General features: G+C 64.3%; 16 protein-coding genes and 2 pseudogenes. 2 read left to right on the top strand and 16 right to left on the bottom strand.

The genetic code is table 11. From position 1 onward, the window contains the following. Positions 1 to 214: 214 nt before the first annotated feature. Positions 215 to 391, top strand: a pseudogene (locus E5S69_RS32400) (APC family permease); the annotation flags it as partial. 437 nt (positions 392 to 828) lie between these two features. Here E5S69_RS32400 and E5S69_RS13135 read toward each other — a convergent pair. The 6 genes and pseudogenes from E5S69_RS13135 to E5S69_RS13110 form a co-directional block, all read right to left on the bottom strand. After that, positions 829 to 1,977 carry a branched-chain amino acid ABC transporter substrate-binding protein gene (locus tag E5S69_RS13135; RefSeq protein ID WP_171515069.1) on the bottom strand — a complete coding sequence of 383 codons (1,149 nt, stop codon included), beginning with the start codon at positions 1,975 to 1,977 and terminating at the stop codon, positions 829 to 831. Positions 1,978 to 2,384: 407 nt separating this feature from the next. Then, positions 2,385 to 3,275 (bottom strand): HpcH/HpaI aldolase/citrate lyase family protein, encoded by an 891-nt coding sequence (locus E5S69_RS13130; protein ID WP_171515068.1) that lies wholly within the window; start codon positions 3,273 to 3,275, stop codon positions 2,385 to 2,387. A 110-nt stretch (positions 3,276 to 3,385) separates the two neighbouring features. Then, positions 3,386 to 4,537 carry a glycine cleavage system aminomethyltransferase GcvT gene (gene gcvT, locus E5S69_RS13125; RefSeq protein ID WP_171515067.1) on the bottom strand — a complete coding sequence of 384 codons (1,152 nt, stop codon included), beginning with the start codon at positions 4,535 to 4,537 and terminating at the stop codon, positions 3,386 to 3,388. A 110-nt stretch (positions 4,538 to 4,647) separates the two neighbouring features. Next, the gene (locus E5S69_RS13120; RefSeq protein ID WP_171515113.1) at positions 4,648 to 5,598 is read right to left on the bottom strand and encodes a GlxA family transcriptional regulator; all 951 of its coding nucleotides are present in this window, start codon (positions 5,596 to 5,598) and stop codon (positions 4,648 to 4,650) included. A gap of 76 nt (positions 5,599 to 5,674) precedes the next feature. Continuing rightward, a complete protein-coding gene (gene choW / locus E5S69_RS13115; RefSeq protein WP_171515066.1) occupies positions 5,675 to 6,571 on the bottom strand; it encodes a choline ABC transporter permease subunit in 897 nt (298 codons plus the stop codon). Next, a pseudogene (locus E5S69_RS13110) lies at positions 6,564 to 7,727 on the bottom strand (quaternary amine ABC transporter ATP-binding protein); the annotation flags it as partial. The pseudogene E5S69_RS13110 and the gene choW, both read right to left, overlap by 8 nt. A 469-nt stretch (positions 7,728 to 8,196) precedes the next feature. Between E5S69_RS13110 and purU the strand changes: the two are divergent. Beyond that, positions 8,197 to 9,069, top strand: coding sequence for a formyltetrahydrofolate deformylase (purU, locus tag E5S69_RS13105; RefSeq protein WP_171515064.1), 873 nt, complete (start codon positions 8,197 to 8,199; stop codon positions 9,067 to 9,069). Between the two features lie 76 nt (positions 9,070 to 9,145). On the opposite strand, the gene E5S69_RS13100 is transcribed toward purU, so the two are convergent. The 10 genes from E5S69_RS13100 to E5S69_RS13055 all read right to left on the bottom strand — a co-directional run bounded on the left by E5S69_RS13100 (position 9,146) and on the right by E5S69_RS13055 (position 21,553). Beyond that, positions 9,146 to 10,009: a glycine betaine ABC transporter substrate-binding protein gene (locus E5S69_RS13100; protein WP_171515063.1), complete on the bottom strand. Its 864-nt coding sequence runs from the start codon at positions 10,007 to 10,009 to the stop codon at positions 9,146 to 9,148. A gap of 106 nt (positions 10,010 to 10,115) precedes the next feature. Continuing rightward, the gene (locus tag E5S69_RS13095) at positions 10,116 to 11,276 is read right to left on the bottom strand and encodes a hybrid-cluster NAD(P)-dependent oxidoreductase (protein ID WP_171515112.1); all 1,161 of its coding nucleotides are present in this window, start codon (positions 11,274 to 11,276) and stop codon (positions 10,116 to 10,118) included. 27 nt (positions 11,277 to 11,303) lie between these two features. Beyond that, positions 11,304 to 12,545: an aromatic ring-hydroxylating oxygenase subunit alpha gene (locus E5S69_RS13090; protein ID WP_171515062.1), complete on the bottom strand. Its 1,242-nt coding sequence runs from the start codon at positions 12,543 to 12,545 to the stop codon at positions 11,304 to 11,306. A 53-nt stretch (positions 12,546 to 12,598) separates the two neighbouring features. Further along, entirely contained in the window at positions 12,599 to 13,384 is a 786-nt protein-coding gene (locus E5S69_RS13085; protein ID WP_171515061.1) for an electron transfer flavoprotein subunit beta/FixA family protein, read from the bottom strand. Further along, positions 13,381 to 14,550 carry an electron transfer flavoprotein subunit alpha/FixB family protein gene (locus E5S69_RS13080; RefSeq protein WP_171515060.1) on the bottom strand — a complete coding sequence of 390 codons (1,170 nt, stop codon included), beginning with the start codon at positions 14,548 to 14,550 and terminating at the stop codon, positions 13,381 to 13,383. Before E5S69_RS13080 ends, E5S69_RS13085 begins: the two co-directional genes overlap by 4 nt. A gap of 4 nt (positions 14,551 to 14,554) precedes the next feature. After that, positions 14,555 to 16,480 (bottom strand): (Fe-S)-binding protein, encoded by a 1,926-nt coding sequence (locus E5S69_RS13075; protein ID WP_171515059.1) that lies wholly within the window; start codon positions 16,478 to 16,480, stop codon positions 14,555 to 14,557. A gap of 2 nt (positions 16,481 to 16,482) precedes the next feature. Beyond that, positions 16,483 to 18,546: an NADH:flavin oxidoreductase gene (locus E5S69_RS13070; RefSeq protein ID WP_171515058.1), complete on the bottom strand. Its 2,064-nt coding sequence runs from the start codon at positions 18,544 to 18,546 to the stop codon at positions 16,483 to 16,485. Positions 18,547 to 18,607: 61 nt separating this feature from the next. Further along, entirely contained in the window at positions 18,608 to 19,147 is a 540-nt protein-coding gene (locus E5S69_RS13065) for a DUF5943 domain-containing protein (protein WP_171515057.1), read from the bottom strand. Positions 19,148 to 19,278: 131 nt separating this feature from the next. Beyond that, on the bottom strand, positions 19,279 to 20,250 hold the full coding sequence (locus E5S69_RS13060) for a dipeptidase (protein ID WP_171515056.1): 972 nt from the start codon (positions 20,248 to 20,250) through the stop codon (positions 19,279 to 19,281). Between the two features lie 28 nt (positions 20,251 to 20,278). Then, positions 20,279 to 21,553 carry a serine hydroxymethyltransferase gene (locus E5S69_RS13055; protein WP_171515055.1) on the bottom strand — a complete coding sequence of 425 codons (1,275 nt, stop codon included), beginning with the start codon at positions 21,551 to 21,553 and terminating at the stop codon, positions 20,279 to 20,281. Positions 21,554 to 21,622: the final 69 nt, after the last annotated feature.

Raw genomic sequence — 21,622 nt, 5'->3', positions numbered from 1 at the left:
TCCGCCGCGGGGTTGCGCGATTGCTGCGTGTGGCATCGCTTTCGCCCGTGCCAACGAAGTAGTTCCATCGTCACTGCTGCAATGAGACGCGCGAAGGTGCCATGGTATGTACTACAGCGCTCGGTAGCGATTTCCGTTCCAGCCACTTTTCGCCAGAATCTCCAGAGTCGCCTCTTGCAAGCACGCGCCGAGGAGAGTAGAAGTTGGTCCATCAATGCCGACCACGCGTCGCGCGCCCCATGGACCCATCCATAGGCTCAACGCCAGTTCGCTGGGAATCGTCGAATCCGTGATCATGGGCATCGCCGGCACGGCGCCTGCCTGGAGCATCGAGATCACGCTCATCGGGGCGGCCGGCACACTGTCGGCGGCGAACATCCTGGTGTGCGGGTTCTGGAGACAGCAATGAAGAATTTGGCTTGCCTCATCGTGCTTTCGCTAACGGTTGTTGCGGCTTGGGCCCAGGGCGGTCGCTATGGTTCACCTCCAACACCAGGAACTGATACTGGCAGGCGTCCGGAGCTGTCTGAGCAGGCCGCCAGCGGTGCCGCCGGCAAGAGTGCCAAAACGGACAAGAGCGAAGCGCATGGCAAGGTCGACCGCAGTATGGAGTCTACCGGCGCCCGGGGCGCTTCCGGCGCGGTTAGCCGTCCTGCCTCGGAGCCAAAGAGCCGGCCCTGAGTTGGTTCTGCTCGCCCAGGCACCGCGCACAACGGCGTGCGAATTGCTTCTTTGCGTCGTACCGCACGCTGGTGGAACGTTGCGTCACTCCACAGCACGTTAGCCCGGGTTCGTTCGCACGGATGCTCCGTCGAAGTCTCAATAACGTCATTCAACCCCGATCGTCGTGACCGGAACCCAACGGCCACCTTTTACCTGATAGAGCGTCGACGTCGGGTTCTTCAAGTCGCCGTTCGGATCGAAGGCAATCTTCCCGGTGATACCCTCGTATTGCGTTGCGCGCAGCGCCGCGAGGAGGTCGGCCGACGTCGCAGAATTCGCCTGCCTGAGAGCGTGTATAGCCACCCACGCGGCGTCATACGCGAAGGGCGCATAGCTGAGACTGCCGGTGCCGAAGCGCTTCCTGAATTTCTGCATGAAGGCCTTGCCTTGCGGCAGCGTTTCGACAGGACGCCCGTATTCCCACGCCATCGCGCCATCCGCGGCGGGACCGGCAATGTTCAGGAAGATACTGTCCGCGATGCCACCGCTTCCGACGAACTGGGTGCGCATGCCGAGTTCCCTCATCCGCTTCGTGATAAGCGCCCCTTGGCTGTCCAGGCCGCCGAAGAACAGGATGTCGGCATTGGCAGCCCGGATGCTCGTGAGCTGCGCGCTGAACTCGACCGCCTTGTCGCTGGTGTATTCAGCGATCGCGATTCTTCCGCCTGCACGGGTGACGGCCTTCTTGAACTCGTCCACTGCCCCCTGGCCGAACGCGGTCCGGTCGTCCATCACGGCAATGCGCTGCCCCTTCATGACGTTGACCGCGTACTTGCCAGCGGTACCGGAGTTTTGCCTATCGGTCGCAATGATGCGGAAGACCGTCTTCAGACCTTGATGCGTGATAGCCGGATTGGTTGCCGCCGGATGGATGACCGGGATGCCTGCGCGGGCGAAAATCAGCGAGGACGGAAGCGCAACGCCAGAGTTGTAATACCCCACAACGACAGCCACCCCGTCATCGACCAGCTTCTGGGCCACCTGAACGCCGATGCGCGGGTCACTTTGGTCGTCCACCGAATCAAGCTCGAAGCGGGCGTCCTGGCCATCCAGTCTGATGCGCTGCGCGTTGGCTTCTTCAACAGCGAGACGAACACCGCTCTCAATGTCCTTCCCGTTGGCGGCATTGATCCCTGTCAGCGGAACGGAAATACCGATCTTGACAACCAGTTGCCCATACGACGGGTTGCAAGCGAAGGACAGCAACAGGGCGCTCAGACTCGTAACGAGCAGCTGTCGAGGAAAATGGATCATTGGCCGACTCCGGCGACTAACGGACGGTGCTATCAACGGCAGAAACCGACCCCGCACCGATTCTGATCGCTCCCTGAATGGCGATTTCTATTTTGCCATGGTGCCTGCTCAGGTGCGCCCGCGATTCTAAACCGACGGTGGAACGGCGCATCCCGGCTCAGCCTGTTTCGCTTCCAGGCACGCATGGACGACAGCCATCACGGATGCAAATAGCATCAGTGAAACCGATATCGGGCCGGGCAAGAAATAGGCGACGGCAACGCATGCCGTGAGGAGGGTGCCTGCCATCTCCTTTGTCATCATTGACTTCCCTCCTTATATACGGTGAAGCTTGATACGGCAACATAACGCGCCAACCTCAATGCGCGAAGCATCATCGCGTCGACACCGTTGCCCGACTGCTGATCTCAACTCTCGTCGACGTGACACAAGATTCGATGGGCGAGGCGAAGGTGCGGGCGATCTATCATTGCGTTTCCCAATCTCGCAACACCAGAGGCGCCGACCCGCGAAAACGCCTCGACCACCTCACTCGCCCAGCGTATTTCCGCTTGCTGCGGTATGAAGGCCTGGTTGATGGCGTCGATCTGAGAAGGATGTGCGGCAGCTTTGGCCGAGAATCCGTCTCGTTTTGCCTGCGCGGCTTCTTCCCCGATCCTCGCCGGATCGCTCAGGTTCGTGCTGACCGCATCGATGGCGTCGATACCCGCCTGGGCGGCCGCCAGCAGGCACATGGTACGAGCCACGGAAAACGGCGTGGTCAGCTCCTTGCCGGTATGCGACGAGAATGCGCCAAGGTCGGCCGCAAGATCGTCCACGCCCCACATCAGCGCCCGCAGCCGCATCGGCGCGTTGCGATACGACGATAAACCGAAGACACCTTCGGATGATTCGGTCGCCATCGCGATGATGGACACTTCCCACCTATCGTCCAAAAGGGCGCATTCAAAGGCTGCGAGAAAGTCGCAAAGGCGATGCACATCATCGACACTACGACACTTTGGCAGCACGATCGCGTTGGGCCGGTGCGGCACCACGGCGGCCAGGTCGCGCAGAATGTGGCCGGACGCCAGCCCGTTGACACGCACCAGCAAGGCCTGATGCATCGAGGCTCGATGCTCTTCGAGGAAGCCAGCCAGCTTGCACCGTGCGTACGCCTTCCCTGGCTCCGGGATGGCGTCTTCCAGATCGAACACGAGTCCATCCGCTGCTGACTTCAGCGAGGACGCAAGTTTCCGGTCACTGTCGGCGGGGACGAAAAGGAGTGAGCGCAAGCGCTGCGGCAAGTTGTCGTGCATAAGCGGTCGTAACGTGATTCTCGGGCGGGTCAGGTCTGCGGCTCCCGCAACCAATGGTCTGGTGCAGTGCGTCGGCACGATCTCTGGCGCAGAGGTTGCACAAAGCCGCCCTATTGTTCCCGCACTGGGCTTCCGTCCCGTACGAACGGTGGGCGAACGACCTTTGCGGAGATTCGCTTGTTGTAGACCTCGACACTCACATACGATCCGACCTTGATGTCTGGGGTAACCAGAGCCAAAGCGATGGCGATTCGAAGCGTCGGACTATAGGTTCCGCTGGTGACCTTCCCGATCTTTTCCCCTTCGAGGCTCATCACCGGGCTCTGCGTGCGGGCCACCGCGGCGCTTCCTTCGAAAGCGAGCCCGACGAACTGCCAATCCTGGCGGCGGGCACGTAGCGCTGCCTCGCCGACAAAGTCGCGCTCCAGCTCCAGATCAACACTCCAGCCCAAGCCGACGTCGAAGGGCGAGGTCTGCGGGTCCATGTCCAGCCCATTCAGGTGCATGCCTGCTTCGAGCCGAAGAGTGTCCCATGCGTCGAGGCCTGCTGCAGGGATGCCGGCCGACCTCAGCATGTCCCATACCTGACCGGCATGCTTTGCCAGCACGATCATTTCGAAGCCGTCCTCGCCGGTCTTCCCGGTCCGCGCCAGCATCAGTTCGCCGACTGCGGAGTCGTGCACGATGATGGAGTTGAACGGCTTCACCTTGTCAGCGGCGCGCGTTGACGGGATGGCTCGAAATACCTTTTCCCGAGCATTGGGACCCTGCACGGCGATCATTGCCAGCGCCTCCACGTCGCCGCCAACCATATCCTCGCGCCGCGCGACCAGCGTCACCGAGCTTTTGGTCTCAACGATCTGTGACCGGATCCATTCAATGTCGCGGCTGGCAGCGTGCGCGTTCAAGACCATACGGAAGCATTCATCGTCCAGGTAGTAAACGACCACGTCATCGATCACTCCGCCTTCCCTGTTAAGCATGCATGAATAGAGCGCCTTTCCAGGGGATCGCAGCTTGCCGATGTCGTTGGCAAGCAGCTTGCGGAGAAACATTCGAGCGTCCGCCCCGCGTATGTCGATCACGCACATGTGCGAGAAGTCAAACATGGCGGCATCCGCCCGCACGGTGTGGTGCTCCTCGATCTGGGATCCATAGGCAACCGGCATACTCCAGTCACCAACATCTGCCATGCGGGCGCGGATGAAACGGTGACGCTCATACAGCGGGGTGCGCAATGGGTGCAGGATCGTCTGGGTCATGGGAGGTCAAGGTCAGTAGTCAAGCTGGCGCAATATCGCGCATTCCGTTGCGCGTCTGAAGGCCGGGTATCCGCGGCCCTGGCGATCGCTTCGTGCCCCGCCAGCAGCGATCATCGCGTCGGTCGGCGTTCATGGCTGGGCGCATGGCCGAACTGGGCGCGGTACGCCTTGCTGAAGTGGCACGGCGAATGGAAGCCACAGACGGCCGTGACGCGGGCAATTGACGCGTTGGTCGTGCGCAGCAGCTCGCGCGCGCGCTTCAGGCGCAGCGTCAGGTAGTGGTGGGTCGGCGACACATTCAGATAGAACTTGAAGATCCGCTGCAGATGCCGCTGCGACAGCTGGACCAGCCGGGCCAGCGCGTCCAGCGACAGCGGCTCCTCGATATTCGCCTCCATCAGCCGCACGACCTCGACCAGCTCCGCCCGCGAGAGGCCAACCCGTGCATCGACCGGGATCGGCTGTGGATCGGTCGCGCCACGTATCCGCTCGAGAATGAACTGCTCGGAGACCTGCGCGGCCATTTGCTGCCCAAAACGCAGGCCGACGAGATTCAGCATCATGTCGATCGGTGCGGTCCCGCCCGTACAGGTAAGCCGGTCCCGGTCGATGACGAACAGTTCGTCGGCTAATTGCACCAGCGGAAACTCGCGGTGCAGTGCGGATCGGTTCTCCCAATGCACGGCGCAGCGGTAACCGTCGAGCAGACTGCTCGACATCAGCGCGTAGGCACCCGTGCAGATCCCGCCGAGCGGCATATTCTGCCCGGCGAGTCGCGCAAGCATCATGCGCGTACCATCGTCAACGGCATCGCGGATGCGGATGCCGCCGCAGACGACCATCACGTCCGGCAACTCCGAGGCGTCGAGCGCGCGCGTCGGCCGTACCGCGATACCATTGCTCGCGCGCACCGGCGCGCCCTGGGACGAATAAATCGACCACGTGTAATGGTCGGCACGCCCGACATAGTTCGCCATCCGCAGCACTTCGACCGCGCTCGAGAATGCGATCATCGAGAAATCGGGCAACGTCAGGAAGCCGAAATGCGCGAGCGTCGACATCGGCGGTGGAGCGCTGTGAGCCAGCGCGGCGGCAACGGACCTCACATCGCTCTCCTGGCGAACGGATCAGCCGGAATCAGGCGTGGGCCGTCGCCGTCTTGGCACTGAACAGCTGCCTGAGCCCCGAGAACAGCGGCGCCTTCGCAGTGCCCGGTGCGCGCCCAAAGCTCTCCGTAATGCGGTCCAGGACAATCGCCAGCAGCACCACCGACAGGCCGCTTTCAAAGCCCAGGCCGATGTCGAGCCGCTGGATGCTCGCTAGCACCTCGTTGCCGAGGCCGCCCGCGCCTACCATCGATGCAATGATCACCATCGACAGCGCCATCATGATGGTCTGGTTGACGCCTTGCATGATCGACGGCAGCGCGTTGGGGAACTGCACCTTGTACAGCAACTGCCACGGCGTGCAGCCGAACGCATAGCCGGCTTCGACGATCTCCATGTTCACCTGGCGAATCCCAAGGCTGGTCAGCCGCACCGCGGGCGGCATCGCGAATATCACGGTCGACAGGATACCCGGCACGCGACCCAGTCCGAACAGCATCGCGGCAGGAATCAGATAGACAAAGGCCGGCATCGTCTGCATGAGGTCAAGGATCGGGCGCACGATGGCCGCAACCACCCGGCTCTTCGCCGCCCAGATGCCGAGCGGAACGCCAAGGATCAGACTGATGATCGTCGACGACAGCGTGAGGCCCAGCGTAATCACGGTCTGATCCCAGAATCCCGTGGCGAAAATCACGAACAGCGACGCGGCCGTGAAGATCGCAAAGCGCCAGCCGACGCGCCAGAGTCCAATGCCAATGAATAACGCCATCATCAGCCACATCGGTACCGCCTGCAGGCTCCGCTCGATCATTGCGGCGAGCCCCTCGATCGCTCGCCCGACCGCGTCGAACGTCGCCGCATCGTGATCGAGAAGGTAATGGACGGACTGGTCGACCCAGTGGCCGAGCGGAAGGATTTCAGACATGGTGACCTCGCAGGTGCGTGATGGCTTTCAGGATGACGGCACGGTCGACCGAGCCGCAATAGCAACCGTTGTCGTCGACGACTGGCAGCGCGTTCGGGCTTGCCACGACACGCTCGACAACGTGTTCGAGCGACGCATCGCGCCGGATGCTCTCGATGGGCCGCACGCTCGCCGCCGCATCGCGCATGACGCAGCCTCGAAGCTTGCGCTGGGCATCGAGCACAAAGGCATATCCAGCCTGGTTGTTCAGCATCGCGTCGAGGTTTGGCGTATCGAGCTTTGACACGACCGGCACGGCGTCCGTCTGCATCAGGTCGCCGGCAGTCAGGTAGCGGCTGGTGTCGATGCCGTCGAAGAACGTGCGGACGTAGTCGTCGGCTGGCTTGGCAATGATTTCCTGCGGCGTCCCGACCTGAACCAGGCGGCCACCTTCCATGATCGCGATCCGGCTGCCGATGCGCAACGCTTCCTCCAGATCGTGCGACACGAACATGATCGTGCGGCGAGACTCTTTCTGCAGCTGCAGCAGCACGTTCTGCATTTCCTTGCGCTTGAGCGGATCGAGCGCGGAGAACGCTTCGTCCATGATCATCAGCGACGGGTTCACCGCCAGGGCCCGCGCAAGGCCGACGCGCTGTTGCATGCCTCCCGACAATTCGCGCGGAAGCTTCTGCGCAAACGTCGAGAGCCCGACCTGCTCCAGCACATCCATCGCCCTGCGCTCACGCTCGCTCCGGCCGACGCCGGCGACCTCGAGCCCGAACGCGGCATTCGACAGCACGGTGCGCTGCGGCATCAGCGCGAACGACTGGAACACCATGCTCATGTCCTTGCGACGGAGCGCGATCAGTTCCGAGCGGCTCACGGCGGCCACATCGCGGCCATCGATCAGCACCTTCCCGGCGGTCGGCTCGACGAGCCGGTTGACGAGACGGATCAACGTCGACTTGCCGGAGCCGGACAGGCCCATCAGCACGAAAATCTCGCCCTCCTTGACATCGAACGACACGTTATGCACGCCGACGACCTGACCGGTCCGCCTGAACACTTCGTCCTTCGTCGAACCGGCGGCTAGCATGTCGAGCGCCTGTTGCGGGTTACTTCCAAATACTTTGCACAGACCTTCGACCACGACCTTGGGACTATCCATCGAAACCTTCTCCTGGTCCTGCGGGGACTCATACGTCATATGGCATGCCCGCGACTTCCTTGTATCCGAAAGGCGCTGGCGGTGCATTGCTACGTCTTCCTGGAATGCCTTGGCAAATTCGCTTCGTCGCATCACAAACAGAAGCGGTGCGATCACCTACATAGTTGCCAGAAAAGGCCCTCTCCTGCCGATGAATTCCGACAAGGGCTTGCACAAATGCGACACCGCCAATCGTGGCAACCGATGGTCCGGCCCGGCTTGTGCGCAAGCGACGCCGAATGGCTCGAATGCGACCCGCCAGCGCGAGCTTGCTGAAGACGCCGGCATCGGGTAGCAGCGTGCGTTGGCGCGCCGATACCAGCCACGCGGCGCTTCGGTTCTATCCGCCCTGCCATGCAGCCTGCTCTACTTCGCGCATGGCCCGCGCAGGCGCTCGACGCGTCCGCCCGCCACACCACCCCAATAAAGGAATCCCATGGACGCCATGCCCCGCTCACAACCATTCGTTCTCACGCTGGCGTGCCCCAGCGCGCCAGGCCAGGTGGCCGCGGTCGTCGGCCTGCTCGAGCGGCACCGCTGCTACATCGACGAGCTGACCGTCTTCGATGACGACCTGAGCAATCGCTTCTTCTTGCGCTGTGTATTTCATCCAACGCATTCAGAAGCGCTTGTCATCGACGTACTGCGGCAGGAATTCACGCCGATCGCGGATCGCTTCGACATGCAATGGGCGATCCACGACGCCCTCGCGCGTCCGAAGGTTCTGATCATGGTGTCGAAGCTTGAACATTGCCTCGCGGACCTGTTGTTCCGCTGGCGAATGGGCGAGTTAAAGATGGACATCGTCGGCATCGCCTCGAACCATCCCGACCTGGAACCGCTCGCCCGGCAGCATGATCTCCCGTTCCGGCATTTCCCGATCACGCCAGAGACGAAGGCTGAACAGGAAGCGCAGTGGCTCGACCTGTTCGAGTCGAGCGGCGCGGAACTGGTGATCCTCGCCCGCTACATGCAGGTGCTGTCCCCAGGAACCAGCGGCAGGCTCGCCCATCGCGCGATCAACATTCACCATTCTTTCCTGCCCGGCTTCAAGGGTGCGAAGCCGTATCACCAAGCGCATGCGCGCGGCGTCAAGCTGATCGGCGCGACCGCGCATTTCGTCACAGACGATCTCGACGAAGGTCCGATCATCGAGCAAGCCGTCGAGCGCGTCGATCATTCGTACCGTCCGGAGCAACTGCTCGCGGTCGGACGCGACGTCGAATGCATCACGCTCGCGCGCGCCGTCAAGGCCTTCATCGAGCGGCGGGTGTTCGTGAACGGAGACCGGACAGTCGTGTTTCAGTAGGCCCTAAATGGCACCGGCCACGCGCGCAATGCGAGCGTGGCCGGTGCCTGCTGGTTCTGCTGTGTCGTTTGACGAATTAGCGCTCGACCTCGATCCACGCATTGACGCGCTCCGCGTTCGCGGAGATCCACGCATCGGCGGCCGCATCGGGTTTCGTGCCGCCCTGGATCGCCAGCATCACGCTGTCGATCTCGCCTGGCTTCCACTGGAATTTCTTCAGGAACCCGACGACCGGCTTCGCCTTTGCCTCAAGCCCGGGATTCACGATGTTGTCGACGTGCTCGGCATCGCCGAACACCTTCTTCGGATCGTCGAGGAAACGCAGCTTCCATTTGGCGAACATCCAGTGCGGCGCCCAGCCCGTCACGATCACCGGCTTGTTCGCGTTCATCGCGCGCGCCAGTTCCGCTGTCATCGCACTGCCCGAACTCGGCATCAGCGAGTAACTTAGGCCATAGCTCTTGATCGCCTCGGAGGCCTTGCGCATCACGCCGGCGCCGGCGTCTATGCCGACGATGCGGCCTTCGAACTTCCCCTTCTGCGCGTTCAGGTCGTCGATGCTCTTCGCGCTCACCGATTCCGGAACGATCAGGCCAATCCTTGCCTCGGTGAAGTTGGGGCCGAGATTGACCACCTTGGTCTTGAACTGGTCCCAGTACGCGCCCTGCGTAACCGGCAGCCAGGCGGACAGCGTCGCATCGAGATCGCCGCGCGCGACACCCTGCCACATCACGCCTGCCGCGAGCGGCACCAGTTGCACCGGGTATCCCAGCTTCTTCTCGATGATCCGCGCCGCGACGTTGGTCGTCGCGACGCTGTCGTCCCAACCCTCGACGTAGCCTATCTTCAAGGTCGGTTTGGCATCCCCTAGCGCGAACGCGCTCCATGTCATCATCACCGACGCCGCGCCGGTGAAAAACAGCTTTGCAAGCAGCTTCATGGCATACCTCCATTGGTCGGGGCGGAAACGCCCCGTGTACTTAGAATCGTCGAGAGAGCGGCCCGACGGTCCTCATCGACCGTCGTCTGCGTGGCATGCGCCTGCCCTACTTATCGATGATGAGATCCGACAGCGGCTTGCTGCAGCACAACAACACCATCCCCTGGTCGATCTCGCGCTGGCGGATGCCGCCGTTGTGCTTCATTTCGACCTGGCCCGACACGAGCTTGACCTTGCAGGTGCCACACATGCCCTGGGTGCACGACGCCGGCAGCCGCACGCCCGATTGCCGCGCCGCGTCGAGTACATGCTGACCCGAACCGCAGAGGATCTCGCGGTGGCTCTTGGCGAAACTGACGCTGAACCGCGCCATGTCGGCATCGCCGTTTGTCGCCGGCGCGGTGCTGGCAGCCGGCACGTCGAGCGCGGCCTCGGCCTCGGCCTCGGCGACCAGCGTCTCGAACGAGAAACTCTCCTCGTGGTAGCGCCTGCGATCAAAGCCGGCCTCGTCGAGCAGGTCGCGCACCGCCTTCATGTACGGCGCCGGCCCACACGTAAAGACCTCGCGTTCCATGAAGTCCGGCGCGATCAGCTTCAGCAACGGCAGCGACAGGAAACCCGTCATGCCAGCCCAGTTGGTACGCGCGCCAACCCGTTCGCACACAAAAGAGGTGCGGAAGTTGGCGTGGTTTGACGCGATCAGGTCCAACTCGCGCGCGAAGATGATGTCGTCCGGCGTGCGCGCGCTGTGCACGAACACGATGTCGCGATCCTCGCCGAGATCATGGTGTGCACGGCTCATCGACATCAACGGCGTGACACCCGAGCCCGCGGACAGGAACAGATACTTGCGCGCCGGATGCCGCGCGCAGGTGAACTCGCCGGCCGGGCCGAGCACCCGGATCGGTGCGCCCGGCCGCAAGTTGTCGTGCAGCCAGTTTGACACCTTGCCGCCCGGCACCCGCTTGACCGTGATGGCGAGCGTATGCGGCCGCGCGGGCGACGACGAGATCGTGTAGCACCGGTTGATCGTCTCGCCCTCGATCTCGAGCTCCAGCGTGATGAACTGCCCCGGCTCGAACACGAACGCGCGGCCCTCCGGCGAATGGAAGAAGAAGCTCTTCACATCGTGCGTTTCCTGCCGCACGTGGCAGCACACAAGTGTTTCCTCGATGTCGCTCGTCCAGCGTTCAGGGAGCGCACTCCAGAACGCCACGCGTGTCACCCGGCTGTCGGCGGGCTCGAATTGGACCGCATCGCGCATCATCTCCATCTCCCCTTCCTTCGCTTTCGCCTAGGCGTCCGTCTGCTCGGCGAGCCGGCGGATATACCAGGCCGAGAACTTCTCGACGAGACCTTCGGTGAACGGCGAGTACGGGCCGGGCTCGTACGCGCTGCTGGCCGCGCCGCGCTGCGAATACTCGACCAGCACGCGGTCCTGGTCGTTGGTCGCGTTCCACACGGCCGTCAGGTTCTCGACGTCGTAGTCGACACCTTCCTGCGCATCCTTGTGGACGAGCCACTTCGTTCGCACCAGCGTTTCGCCGGCAGACAGCGGAATCACCGAGAACGTGACGATGTGGTCGCTCATGAAGTGATGCCATGCGTTCGGCTGGGTCCAGAACGAAAGCCCGCCCAGGTCGGCCTGCGCGAAGTTGCCGAGCAGCTTCTTCGAGGCGACCTTCGCATCGAGCGTCTGCGATTCGCCGCTGCGGTCGAGCGGCAGGCGCTGCGTGCGGAAGCCGGTGGTGTCGAGCAGGCGCTCGATTTCGGACGACGGCAGGTTCAGCGCTTCCCACTGCGCCGCGCGCTCGATGCAGGTTCTCTCGAACGCTGCCATGCCCTCGGCGTTGGCCGGCGAGTGCTGATAGCCGAATCCGTACTCGTATAGCGAGACGGTCAGCTCGGGATGGTTCGCCACGCAGTGATAGCACTCGCGGTTGTTTTCCATCGTGAGCTTCCAGTTGCCCTTTTCGATGATATCGACCTGCGCGGCGATCTTCGTGTTCGGCAGGTCGTGCGGGAGCAGGTACGGCTCCATCGCGGCGCGCATCGCGGCGAAGTCGGCGGGCGGCTCGTCCGCCAGGCAGACGAAGATCAGCCCCGCCAGGTTCTGCACATGGACCGCCTTGAGGCTGTGCTTGCAGCGGTCGAACTTCTCGCCCATGTGCTCGGCGAACATCAGGTCGCCGTTCAGGTTGTAGGTCCAGCTGTGATATGGGCAGACGATATTGCCGACCGTGCCCTTGTCCTCGTTGCACAGGCGCGCGCCGCGATGGCGGCACACGTTATGGAAAGCGCGCACCTGCATGTCGTCGTCGCGCACGACCAGGATCGAGTCGGGGCCCAGCTCGACCGTCACGTAGTCGCCCGGCTCGGGCACGTCCGGCTCGACCGCCACGTGGATCCAGTGCTTGCGGAAGATCGCTTCCATGTCGAGCGCGAAAATCTCTTCACTCTGATAGAAAGGCGCCTCGAGGCTGTAGCCTTGCTTGCGCCGGTCCACCAGCGCACGAATGTCTGCCGATACTTTCATCGTTTGGCTCCGGATTCCTTATTCTCTGTTGGTTTGCCGACCGATCGGCAACATCAGTAGTCGATGAGTTGATGCTCGCGCAAGTACGCGAGGATGACTTGTGCTTTTTCGACCGAAGTCCCTCCGTTTACGACGTTTCCGCCGCGGCTCTCGGTCGTCGTCGCCGACAGCATCCGGGCGTGACCGGAGCGCTTCTCGGCGGCGGCCAGCCTGACTGGCTTGCGCTCGGGAGCGCCGAGTGTCCACGCGGCGGCGCCGGCGTCTTCGAATCGCGCCGCGGGCGCCGTCCGGATCGCGCCCGCACGCAGCCGTGCGTACGCATAGCGCGGCTGCACGTTCGCGAGCGGATGGACGGCCACCACGGCCGGCAGCACCGCCTCGACGCGCCGGCGCAGTCCCTTCGGCAGGAACTGACGCACGGTGGCGCGGCCGTCGGCGACGCCGACATCGACGGCCGCGGCAAGCAGCGGGCGCCCCAGCGCCGCGGCGACCTGGTAGGGCAGCATCCCGGTGTCGTACGCGCCTTCCGCGCGGGTACCGGTCAGCACGAGGTCGTAGTCCTTCACGCGCGCGGCCAATGTGCGCCCGGGGTCATCCGCTGCCCCGCATGCGAGCACCTCGACTTCGCGTGCCCCGAGCGCCAGGTACTCGGCGAGCGCCGGCTCCGCGGCGTCGCCCGCGTGCAGTACCGCCAGTTGCGCGCGATGTTTGTCCGCGAGCGCCAGGCCGATTTCGAGCGCCGCCGCGTCGTTGCGGCTGTAGCGCCGCGCGCCGCTGAGCGGATGACGGCCGACCGACACCAGCACCGCGATGCGTCGGATTTGCTGGGGGGCGTTCATGCTGCGGCTCCTAAGGGTTCGCGGACGCTGGCCGCGGCCGGCGCCTTTCCGTTCGCGCGGCGCGCGGCCTGCACCGCTTCGATCAGCGCCGCGATCGTCTCGTTGGCGTCGCCGACGATGGTCAGGTTCGCGCGCTTGGCAATGGGTGCGCTGCCGTCCAGGTTGACGGCGATTACGTGACGGCAGTCCTTGATGCCCTGCAGGTGCTGCACGGCGCCCGAGATGCCGAACGCGATATAGACGCTCGCCTCGACCGTCTTGCCGGTCGCCCCCACCTGCTTGTCGCGCGTGAAATGGCCGTTGTCGACCGCGACACGGCTCGCGGCGATCGCCGCGCCGAACACGCCGGCGAGCTGCTCGAACGCACCGATATCGGCTACGCCGTTGCCGGCCGACACGATGAAGTCCGCTTCCTCGAGCGCGACCTGTGCGGCATCGATCTCCTCCAGGCCCAGGTCGCGGTACGGCTGCGAGCTGTCGCCGATTCCGAGCAGGAAATCGCCGGACATGGCCTGTCCCGCGCCGGTGAACGGCAGCTTGGTGTCGACCGCGCCCGGTGCAAGCAGGATCACGTCGGGCAGCGAGCGGGTCGCAAACGCGCGTTTCGCCTGTGCATAGGTGCCGACGTGGCGCGCGTCGATCTCGTTTACATGCGTCGCGACGCTCGCGCCGGTCGCCGCCACGTAGCGGCGGCCAAGATCGCCGTCGCCGGTGGCGTTATCCGGCAGGAAGAGATGCTTCGGCGACAGCGCGGCCGCGCAGGCCAGCAGCGCCCGCAGCTCGGCATCGGGCTCAAACGCGCGGCGATCGAATGCGGGCAGCGCGATGACCTTGTCGGCGCCAAGCGCCGCCGCGTCGTCCTTCAGCTCGCCGAACACCAGCAGCGCGACCTCAGTCTGCGCATCGGCAAGCAGCGCGGCCGCGGCGAGCGCCTGGCACGCATGATCGTCGAGTGCTCCGCGCTCGCTGTGCGCGGCGACGAGCAGTACCTGCCGCGGGTCGCTGACCGCCCGGCGCGGCCTCGCCGCCGTCGCGCCGTGGCCGTGCCCGGGCCAGTGCGCGGCGTTCGGATCCGCGCTGCCGGTTTCGCCGAGCGTGATTCTTCTCAGGCCCGCCGCCGTGATCACGAACGGCCGGCGTGGATCCATACGGGGGATCTTGTTCATCGAATCACTCCAGCGAGGCCGCAACAAGTTCGGCCACATCGAGCACGTCCGGGCGCGGGCCGACCACGCCTTCGAGCATTGCCGTGCAGTTCGGACACCCGACCGCGACCACTTCCGCGCCCACAGCGCGCGCATCGGCGACGCGGATATCGGGGATGCGCTGCTTGCCCGGGATATCGGTCAACGGCGCGCCGCCGCCGCCGCCGCAGCAGCGGCCACGCATGCCATGGCGTTCCATCTCGACCACCTTGATGCCGATCGTCTTCAGCAGCTTGCGCGGCGCCTCGGTCTCGCCGTTGTAGCGACCGAGATAGCAGGGGTCGTGATAGGTGGTGACCTTCTCGCGCAGCGCTTCAACCGCCTTCGGCGCAATGCGGCCGCTGTCGGCCAGTTCGGCGAGGTAGCTCGTGTGATGCTTGACCGTGACGCGCAAGCCCAGGGCGCGATACTCGTTGCGCAGGCTGTGCATCACGTGCGGATCTGCTGTCACGATCTGCCCGAAGGACAGCGTGCCGAGCGTGCCGATCAGGCGCCTGGCCATTTGCTGGAACGTCGCCTCGTCGCCGAGACGGCGGGCCACATCGCCGGTGTCCGTTTCCACGCTACCGAGCACCGCATAATCGACGCCAGCCTTGTTCAGCACCTTCACGAAAGCCCGCAGCGTGCGCTGATAGCGCATGTCGAAGGCGCCCTCGCCGGCAACGATCAGCACGTCCACCGCCTTGCCCCGCTGCGCGACCGGTGCACTGAGGTCGACCGACCAGTCATAGCGCGCTGCGGTGTCGTAGCCGCCCATCGTGCCGGTCTCGCGCAGGTTCGCGAGCACTTCGGCGCCTTTGCCCGGCACGGTGCCGTGCACAAGCGTCTGGTTGCGGCGCATATCGACGATCGCATCGACGTGCTCGATCAGCATCGGGCACTCCTGCACGCAGGCTCGGCAGGTCGTGCACGACCACAGCGTCTGCGCATCGATCAGGCCCGACACGATCGGGCCATTCGGCTCGCCGCGATGGCGGCCGACCGGAATGCCCGGAGTGGGGCTTCCGGCGTACGCGGCATCGGTGCCGCCCGCCATGCCGACAACGAGATCCTGGATCAGTTTCTTCGGATTGAGCGGCTGGCCCGAGGCGAACGCGGGACACGCGGCCTCGCACTTGCCACACTGCACGCAGGCATCAAAGCTCAGCAGCTGGTTCCAGCGGAACTCCACGGGCCGGGCCACGCCGTACTCCTGCTTATCGATCTCGGGCAGCTTGAGCGCGGTCGGCGGTGTGGCGGTGCCGCTGCCGGTGTACGCGTCAGGCTTGCCGGCAAACCGTTCCTGGCGCGGATGAAACGCCAGATGCATGAGGCCCGCGATCGCGTGCTTCATCGGGCCGCCTTTTGCCGCGCCGAACGTCATCGCGAACGCGCCGGCGCCGATCAGCAGCGCGCAGGCCACCGCGAACGCACCGGACATGACGCCAGCCGGCACGACCACGAACAGCACGAGGCCGAGCGCGAACGAACCGAGCAGCCATGGCAGCGTATTCCATGGCCCCTTCGACAGGCGTGCGGGCACGTCCTTGGCGGCCCGCCGGCGCCAGACGAACACCGCGCCAACCAGCATCGCCACCGCCGCGGCAAAGATTGCCCGATCGAGCCATGGCGAGTAGATGGCGAGACCGTAGTTGACGAACACAAGCGCCAGCGCGGCAATCGCGCCGCCGGCCGTGGCGACGTGCGTCCTGGCGATGTACGGATCGCGGGCGACGACGTGGTGCAGGTCGACGAAATAGCGCTTCGGGATGGCCAGCAGGTTAGCGATGCCGAACGATCCGGGCGCGGTCGCCCGGCCGAGCCGCCAGTACGACGCGCGCTTCACGACCGCGAACGCGAGCCCCGCCACCGACAGCCACAGCAGAACGGTAATCAGGAGGGACGGATTCATCGTCAGAAATCCTTCACGAGCCGCAGCGCGTCATAGATGGCGCCGTGGATGTTGTGCATCGAGATGCAGTCGCCGACGCGGAACAACAGGAAGCGGCCGTTGCCGAGCGTTTCCGACAGACTCGGCTGCGGCTCCGACGCAAACAGCTTGTGGACGTCGACCTGGCCGCGGTTGACCGATTCCGGCTTGAGCTTCCAGTACAGCGCGTCGTTCGGTGTCGAGCCGTTCTCGATCACGACCTGGTCGACCGCGCGCTCCTCGAGCTCTTCCGTGTACTCGTTGCGCAGCACCGCGATCTTCTTGCCGCCTTCCTCGTAGACGCGATCGAGCCAGTAGTTCGGCGTATGAATCACACCCTGCGCGTACAGGCGGCGATAGAAGATCGGGAAGGTGGTGCCGCCGCAGTCGTCGGCCACCTTGACGTCCGGCGTCACGATCTCGACCTTCGCACCGCGGCTCGCCAGGTAGTCGGCTACGCCCGCGCCTGCGTGCGTGCTGACCCCGTCGTAGACGAGCACGTTTTCCTTCGCCTCGACATGGCCGGCCAGCACGTCCCACGAACTGACCGCGAGCCCTTCGGCGACGGCCCAGCCGGGCACCTGATCGGAGAATGCACGGCCGCCCGTCGCGAGCACGATGATGTCCGGCTTCTCTGCCATGATCGTCTTCGCGTCCGCCTCGACACCCAGCCTCCGGTCGACGCCGAGGCGCTTGGTCTCCATGTCGAACCAGCGCACGATGCCCTGCATCTGCTCGCGCTGCGGTGCCTTGGCGGCGAGCAGGATCTGCCCGCCCACTTCGGTGTTCTTCTCGAACAGCACGACGTCATGGCCGCGCGAACGCGCGACGCGCGCCGCCTCCAGGCCACCCGGCCCGGCACCGACCACGACGACCTTGCGCTTCGGGCCGCGCGACTTCTCGATGATGTGCGGCATCGTCGCCTCGCGCGAGGTCGCGGCGTTCTGCACGCACAGCACGTCGAGGCCGTTGTACTGGCGGTCGATGCAGTAGTTCGCGCCGACGCATTGCTTGATCTCGTCCTCGCGGCCGTCGCGAATCTTGATGACCATGTGCGGGTCGGCAATCTGGGCACGCGTCATGCCGACCAGGTCGACCATGCCGTTGGCGAGCAGGCGCTCGGCCTGGCCCGCGTCACGGATGCTCTGCGCGTGCATCAACGGTACCTTGATCACCGACTTGATGCCCGCCGCGAGATGCACGAACGGCTCGGGCGGCAGCGCCATCGGCGGCATGCAGTTTGCGAGCGTGTTGTGCGTGTCGGCGCCGGAGCCGACCACGCCGATATAGTCGACAAGCCCCGACTCGGACATCGCCTGCGCGATCTCCTTCAGTTGCTCGTGATCGAGACCGTCTTCATGGAACTCGTCGCCGCACATGCGCAGGCCGACGCAGAAGTCCTTGCCGACCACCTCTCGCACCGCCTTGAGCACCTCCACGCCGAAGCGCATCCGGTTCTCAACGCTACCGCCCCACTCGTCGGTGCGGAAGTTCGTGCGCGGGCTCCAGAACTGGTCAATCAGGTGCTGGTGGGCGGCCGAGATCTCGATGCCGTCCATGCCCGCGTCCTTCACGCGCCTGGCAGCGGCCGCGAAGTCCGCGATGATGCGGCGGATCTCCTCGACCTCGATGATCTTCGCGTTGCCACGGTGCACGGGCTCGCGCACGCCGGACGGCGTCATCAGGTGCGGCCAGTGCTCGCCATGGAACGCCGAGCGGCGTCCCATGTGCGTGGCCTGGATCATGATCTTGGCGCCGTGCCGGTGCATCGTTTCGGCGAGCCGTGACAGCGGATCGATGATCTTGTCGGTCGAGAGATTCACCGACTTCCACCACCCCTGCGGACTGTCGATCGACACGGGGCTCGAGCCGCCGCAAATCGCCAGGCCGACGCCGCCCTTTGCCTTCTCTTCGTAATAGCGAATGTAGCGGTCACCTGGCAGGCCGCCAGGCTCGGCATACACTTCCGCATGCGCCGTACTCACGATCCGGTTGCGCAGCGTCAGCTGATTGAGCTGCAAAGGTTTGAACAAGTGGGGATAACGCATCGCGGACGACCTCTGGCGTTGGTGTGTCTCGTATTTGTCGTAGTGCGGACGGGCCTCGGTGTCAGCGTGCGATCGGCGACACTTCGAACCCGCAGTGATCGTGCCCTTCGGCTGCGCACTGCACTTCCTTCGACTGCGCGCGCGGGGCGCCCTTGCCCTTGCCCGCGGGCGTGGTGTCGTTGACCCAGTCCATTGCGCCGGCGAACCAGCCGGCGAACATGTAGCAAAGCTTGCCGCTCTTTTCCGGCTGCTGGAGCACGAATGACGAGTGGCGCAGCGCGATGCGCGCGCTCGCCGTCGCCGGATCGGCCTCGAGGATCGAAAACAGTCCCCAGCCGCGCTGCGACAGCCGCTTCAGGTAATGCTCGAACACGGCCATCCCGCTGATGTCATGCAACTGCGCTTCCTTATCGCACCAGTGGTAGGCGGACTTGTAGCCGGCCTTGTAGAGGATCTCTTCGTATGCCTCCCGGCCGAGCGCTTCTTCGACCGCGACATGGTTGTTCGTGAAGAAGTGGCGCGGCACGTAAAGCATCGGCAGCGCGTCGGTGGTCCAGACACCGGTTTCGGGATCAACGTCGATTGGCAGTTGCGGTTGCATCGTGATAACTCCGTGAGGAAAGGAAAGCCGCTGGTAGCGTTGCGTAGACGCGGCGTCGCCCGCGAGCGCGCGCTATCGCGCGCGCCCGTCCCGTTTGTGGGGATTTGATTGAAAGTCGGCGCTGGCGGGGATCAGGCGCCCCACACTTCCTTGAAGACGCGCACCCAGTTCTCGCCCATGATCTTGCGGATGCGAGAGGCCTTCCAGCCCGCTCGCTCCATCGCCGCAGTCAGGTTCGGAAACTCGCCGATGGTCCGGATCCCTTCGGGGTTGATCACCTTGCCGAAATTGGTCAGGCGCCGATAGCGGCCCTTGTCGTGCGTCAGCATGTCGAAGAACTCGGTGCTGTAGCCCTGCGTGAAGTCGGTGCCGATGCCGACCGCATCCTCGCCGATCAGGTTGACCACGTAGTCGATCGCTTCGATGTAGTCGTCGACCGTCGCCTCGATCCCGCGCTTGAGGAAGGGCGCGAACATCGTCACGCCGACGAAGCCGCCCGCATCGGCGATCTCCTTCAGCTGCGCGTCGCTCTTGTTGCGTGGATGTTCCTTGAGGCCGGACGGCAGGCAGTGCGAGTAGCAGACCGGCTTCTTCGAGAACGCAATCGCCTCGGACGAGGTATTGCCCCCAACGTGCGACAGATCGACCATGATCCCGACGCGGTTCATCTCGGTGATCACTTCACGGCCGAAGTCCGACAGGCCGCCGTCGCGCTCATAGCATCCGGTGCCAACCAGGTTCTGTGTGTTGTAGCAGAGCTGCACGACACGCACGCCCATGTCGGCAAAAGCTTCGACATAACCGAGGTTGTCCTCGAACGCGTGGGCGTTCTGGAAGCCGAGGATCACGCCGGTCTTTCCCTCATGCTTGGCGCGGCGGATGTCGTCAGTCGTGCGCACCAGCGTCAGCAGCTCACTGTTGTCGCGAATCGCCTTCTTCATCAGCGCAATGTTGTCGACGGTCTTGGTGAAATTGTCCCAGACCGAGACCGTACAGTTCGCGGCCGTGACGCCGCCCTTCTTCATGTCTTCGAACACCGACCGCTCGAACTTCGAGATGTTCAGGCCGTCGATGATGATGCTGTCCTGGTGCAGCGGGCTCATGGGGGCTCCTGTCTTTTCGTTCGTCGGGTCAGTAGATCGGGAAGCGATCGCACAGCGCGAAGATCTGGTGGCGCACGCGCTGCTCGGTGGCAGCGTCGCCCTCCGGATTCGCGCGCAGCGCTTCGAACACTTCAAGGATCAGGCGGCCGATCTCGCGGAACTCCGCAACGCCGAAGCCGCGGGTCGTGGCTGCCGGCGCGCCGAGCCGGATGCCGGACGTGATGGTCGGCTTCTCCGTGTCGAACGGGATGCCGTTCTTGTTGCAGGTGATGCCGGCACGTTCGAGCGCCTGCTCGACCTGCGTGCCCTTGAGACCCTTCGGGCGCAGATCGACCAGCAGCAAGTGATTGTCGGTGCCGCCGGTGACGAGGTCGACACCGCCTTCCTTCAACACTTCTCCGAGCGCCTTCGCGTTCGCGAGCACGTTGTCGATATAGGTCCTGAAGTCCGACGACAGCGCCTCGCCGAACGCCACTGCCTTGGCTGCGATCACGTGCATCAACGGGCCGCCCTGCAGACCGGGGAACACGGCCGAGTTGATCTTCTTGGCGATCTCTTCATCGTTGGTCAGCACGAAGCCGCCGCGCGGACCTCGGAGGGTCTTGTGCGTAGTCGAAGTGACGACGTGGGCATGCTCGACCGGATTCGAATGGCGGCCCGCAGCGATCACGCCGGCGATGTGCGCCATGTCGACCATCAGCTTCGCCCCGACGCTGTCGGCGATTGCGCGGAAGCGGGCGAAATCGAGCTGGCGCGGATACGCGGAGAAGCCGGCGATGATCAGGCTCGGCTTGTGCTCTTGGGCGAGCGCATCGACCTGATCGTAGTCAATCAGCATCGACTCGCGGTTCACGCCATACTGCACGGCGTTGAACCACTTTCCTGACAGCGCCGGCTTGGCGCCATGGGTCAGGTGGCCGCCCGCGTCGAGCGACATGCCAAGCACGGTGTCGCCCGGCTTGGTCAGCGCGAGCATCACCGAGCCGTTCGCCTGGGCGCCCGAGTGGGGCTGCACGTTGGCAAAGCCGGCGTTGAAGAGTTGCTTCACGCGCTCGATCGCGAGCGATTCGACTTCGTCCGCAAATTCGCAGCCACCATAGTAGCGCTTGCCCGGGTAGCCTTCGGCGTACTTGTTGGTCAGTACCGAACCTTGCGCCTCAAGCACCGCACGCGACACGATGTTTTCCGAGGCGATCAGCTCGACTTGCGATTGCTGACGCTCGAGTTCCTTCGAAAGGGCGCCGCGAACCAACGCATCGCGCTCGGCCAGAGGCTGCGAGAAGAAAGACTGGGTGTTCGACATAGAGGTCCGTGTGGGATGAAATGGCTGACTGGGGGCGAGAGACCCGCTGCGCCAGGCTTGTTCGCCTGA

It is taken from the genome of Cupriavidus necator (assembly GCF_013141915.1).
GTDB classification, from domain to species: Bacteria; Pseudomonadota; Gammaproteobacteria; order Burkholderiales; family Burkholderiaceae; genus Cupriavidus; species Cupriavidus necator_B.
This window is presented reverse-complemented; position numbering and strand designations above follow the sequence as displayed.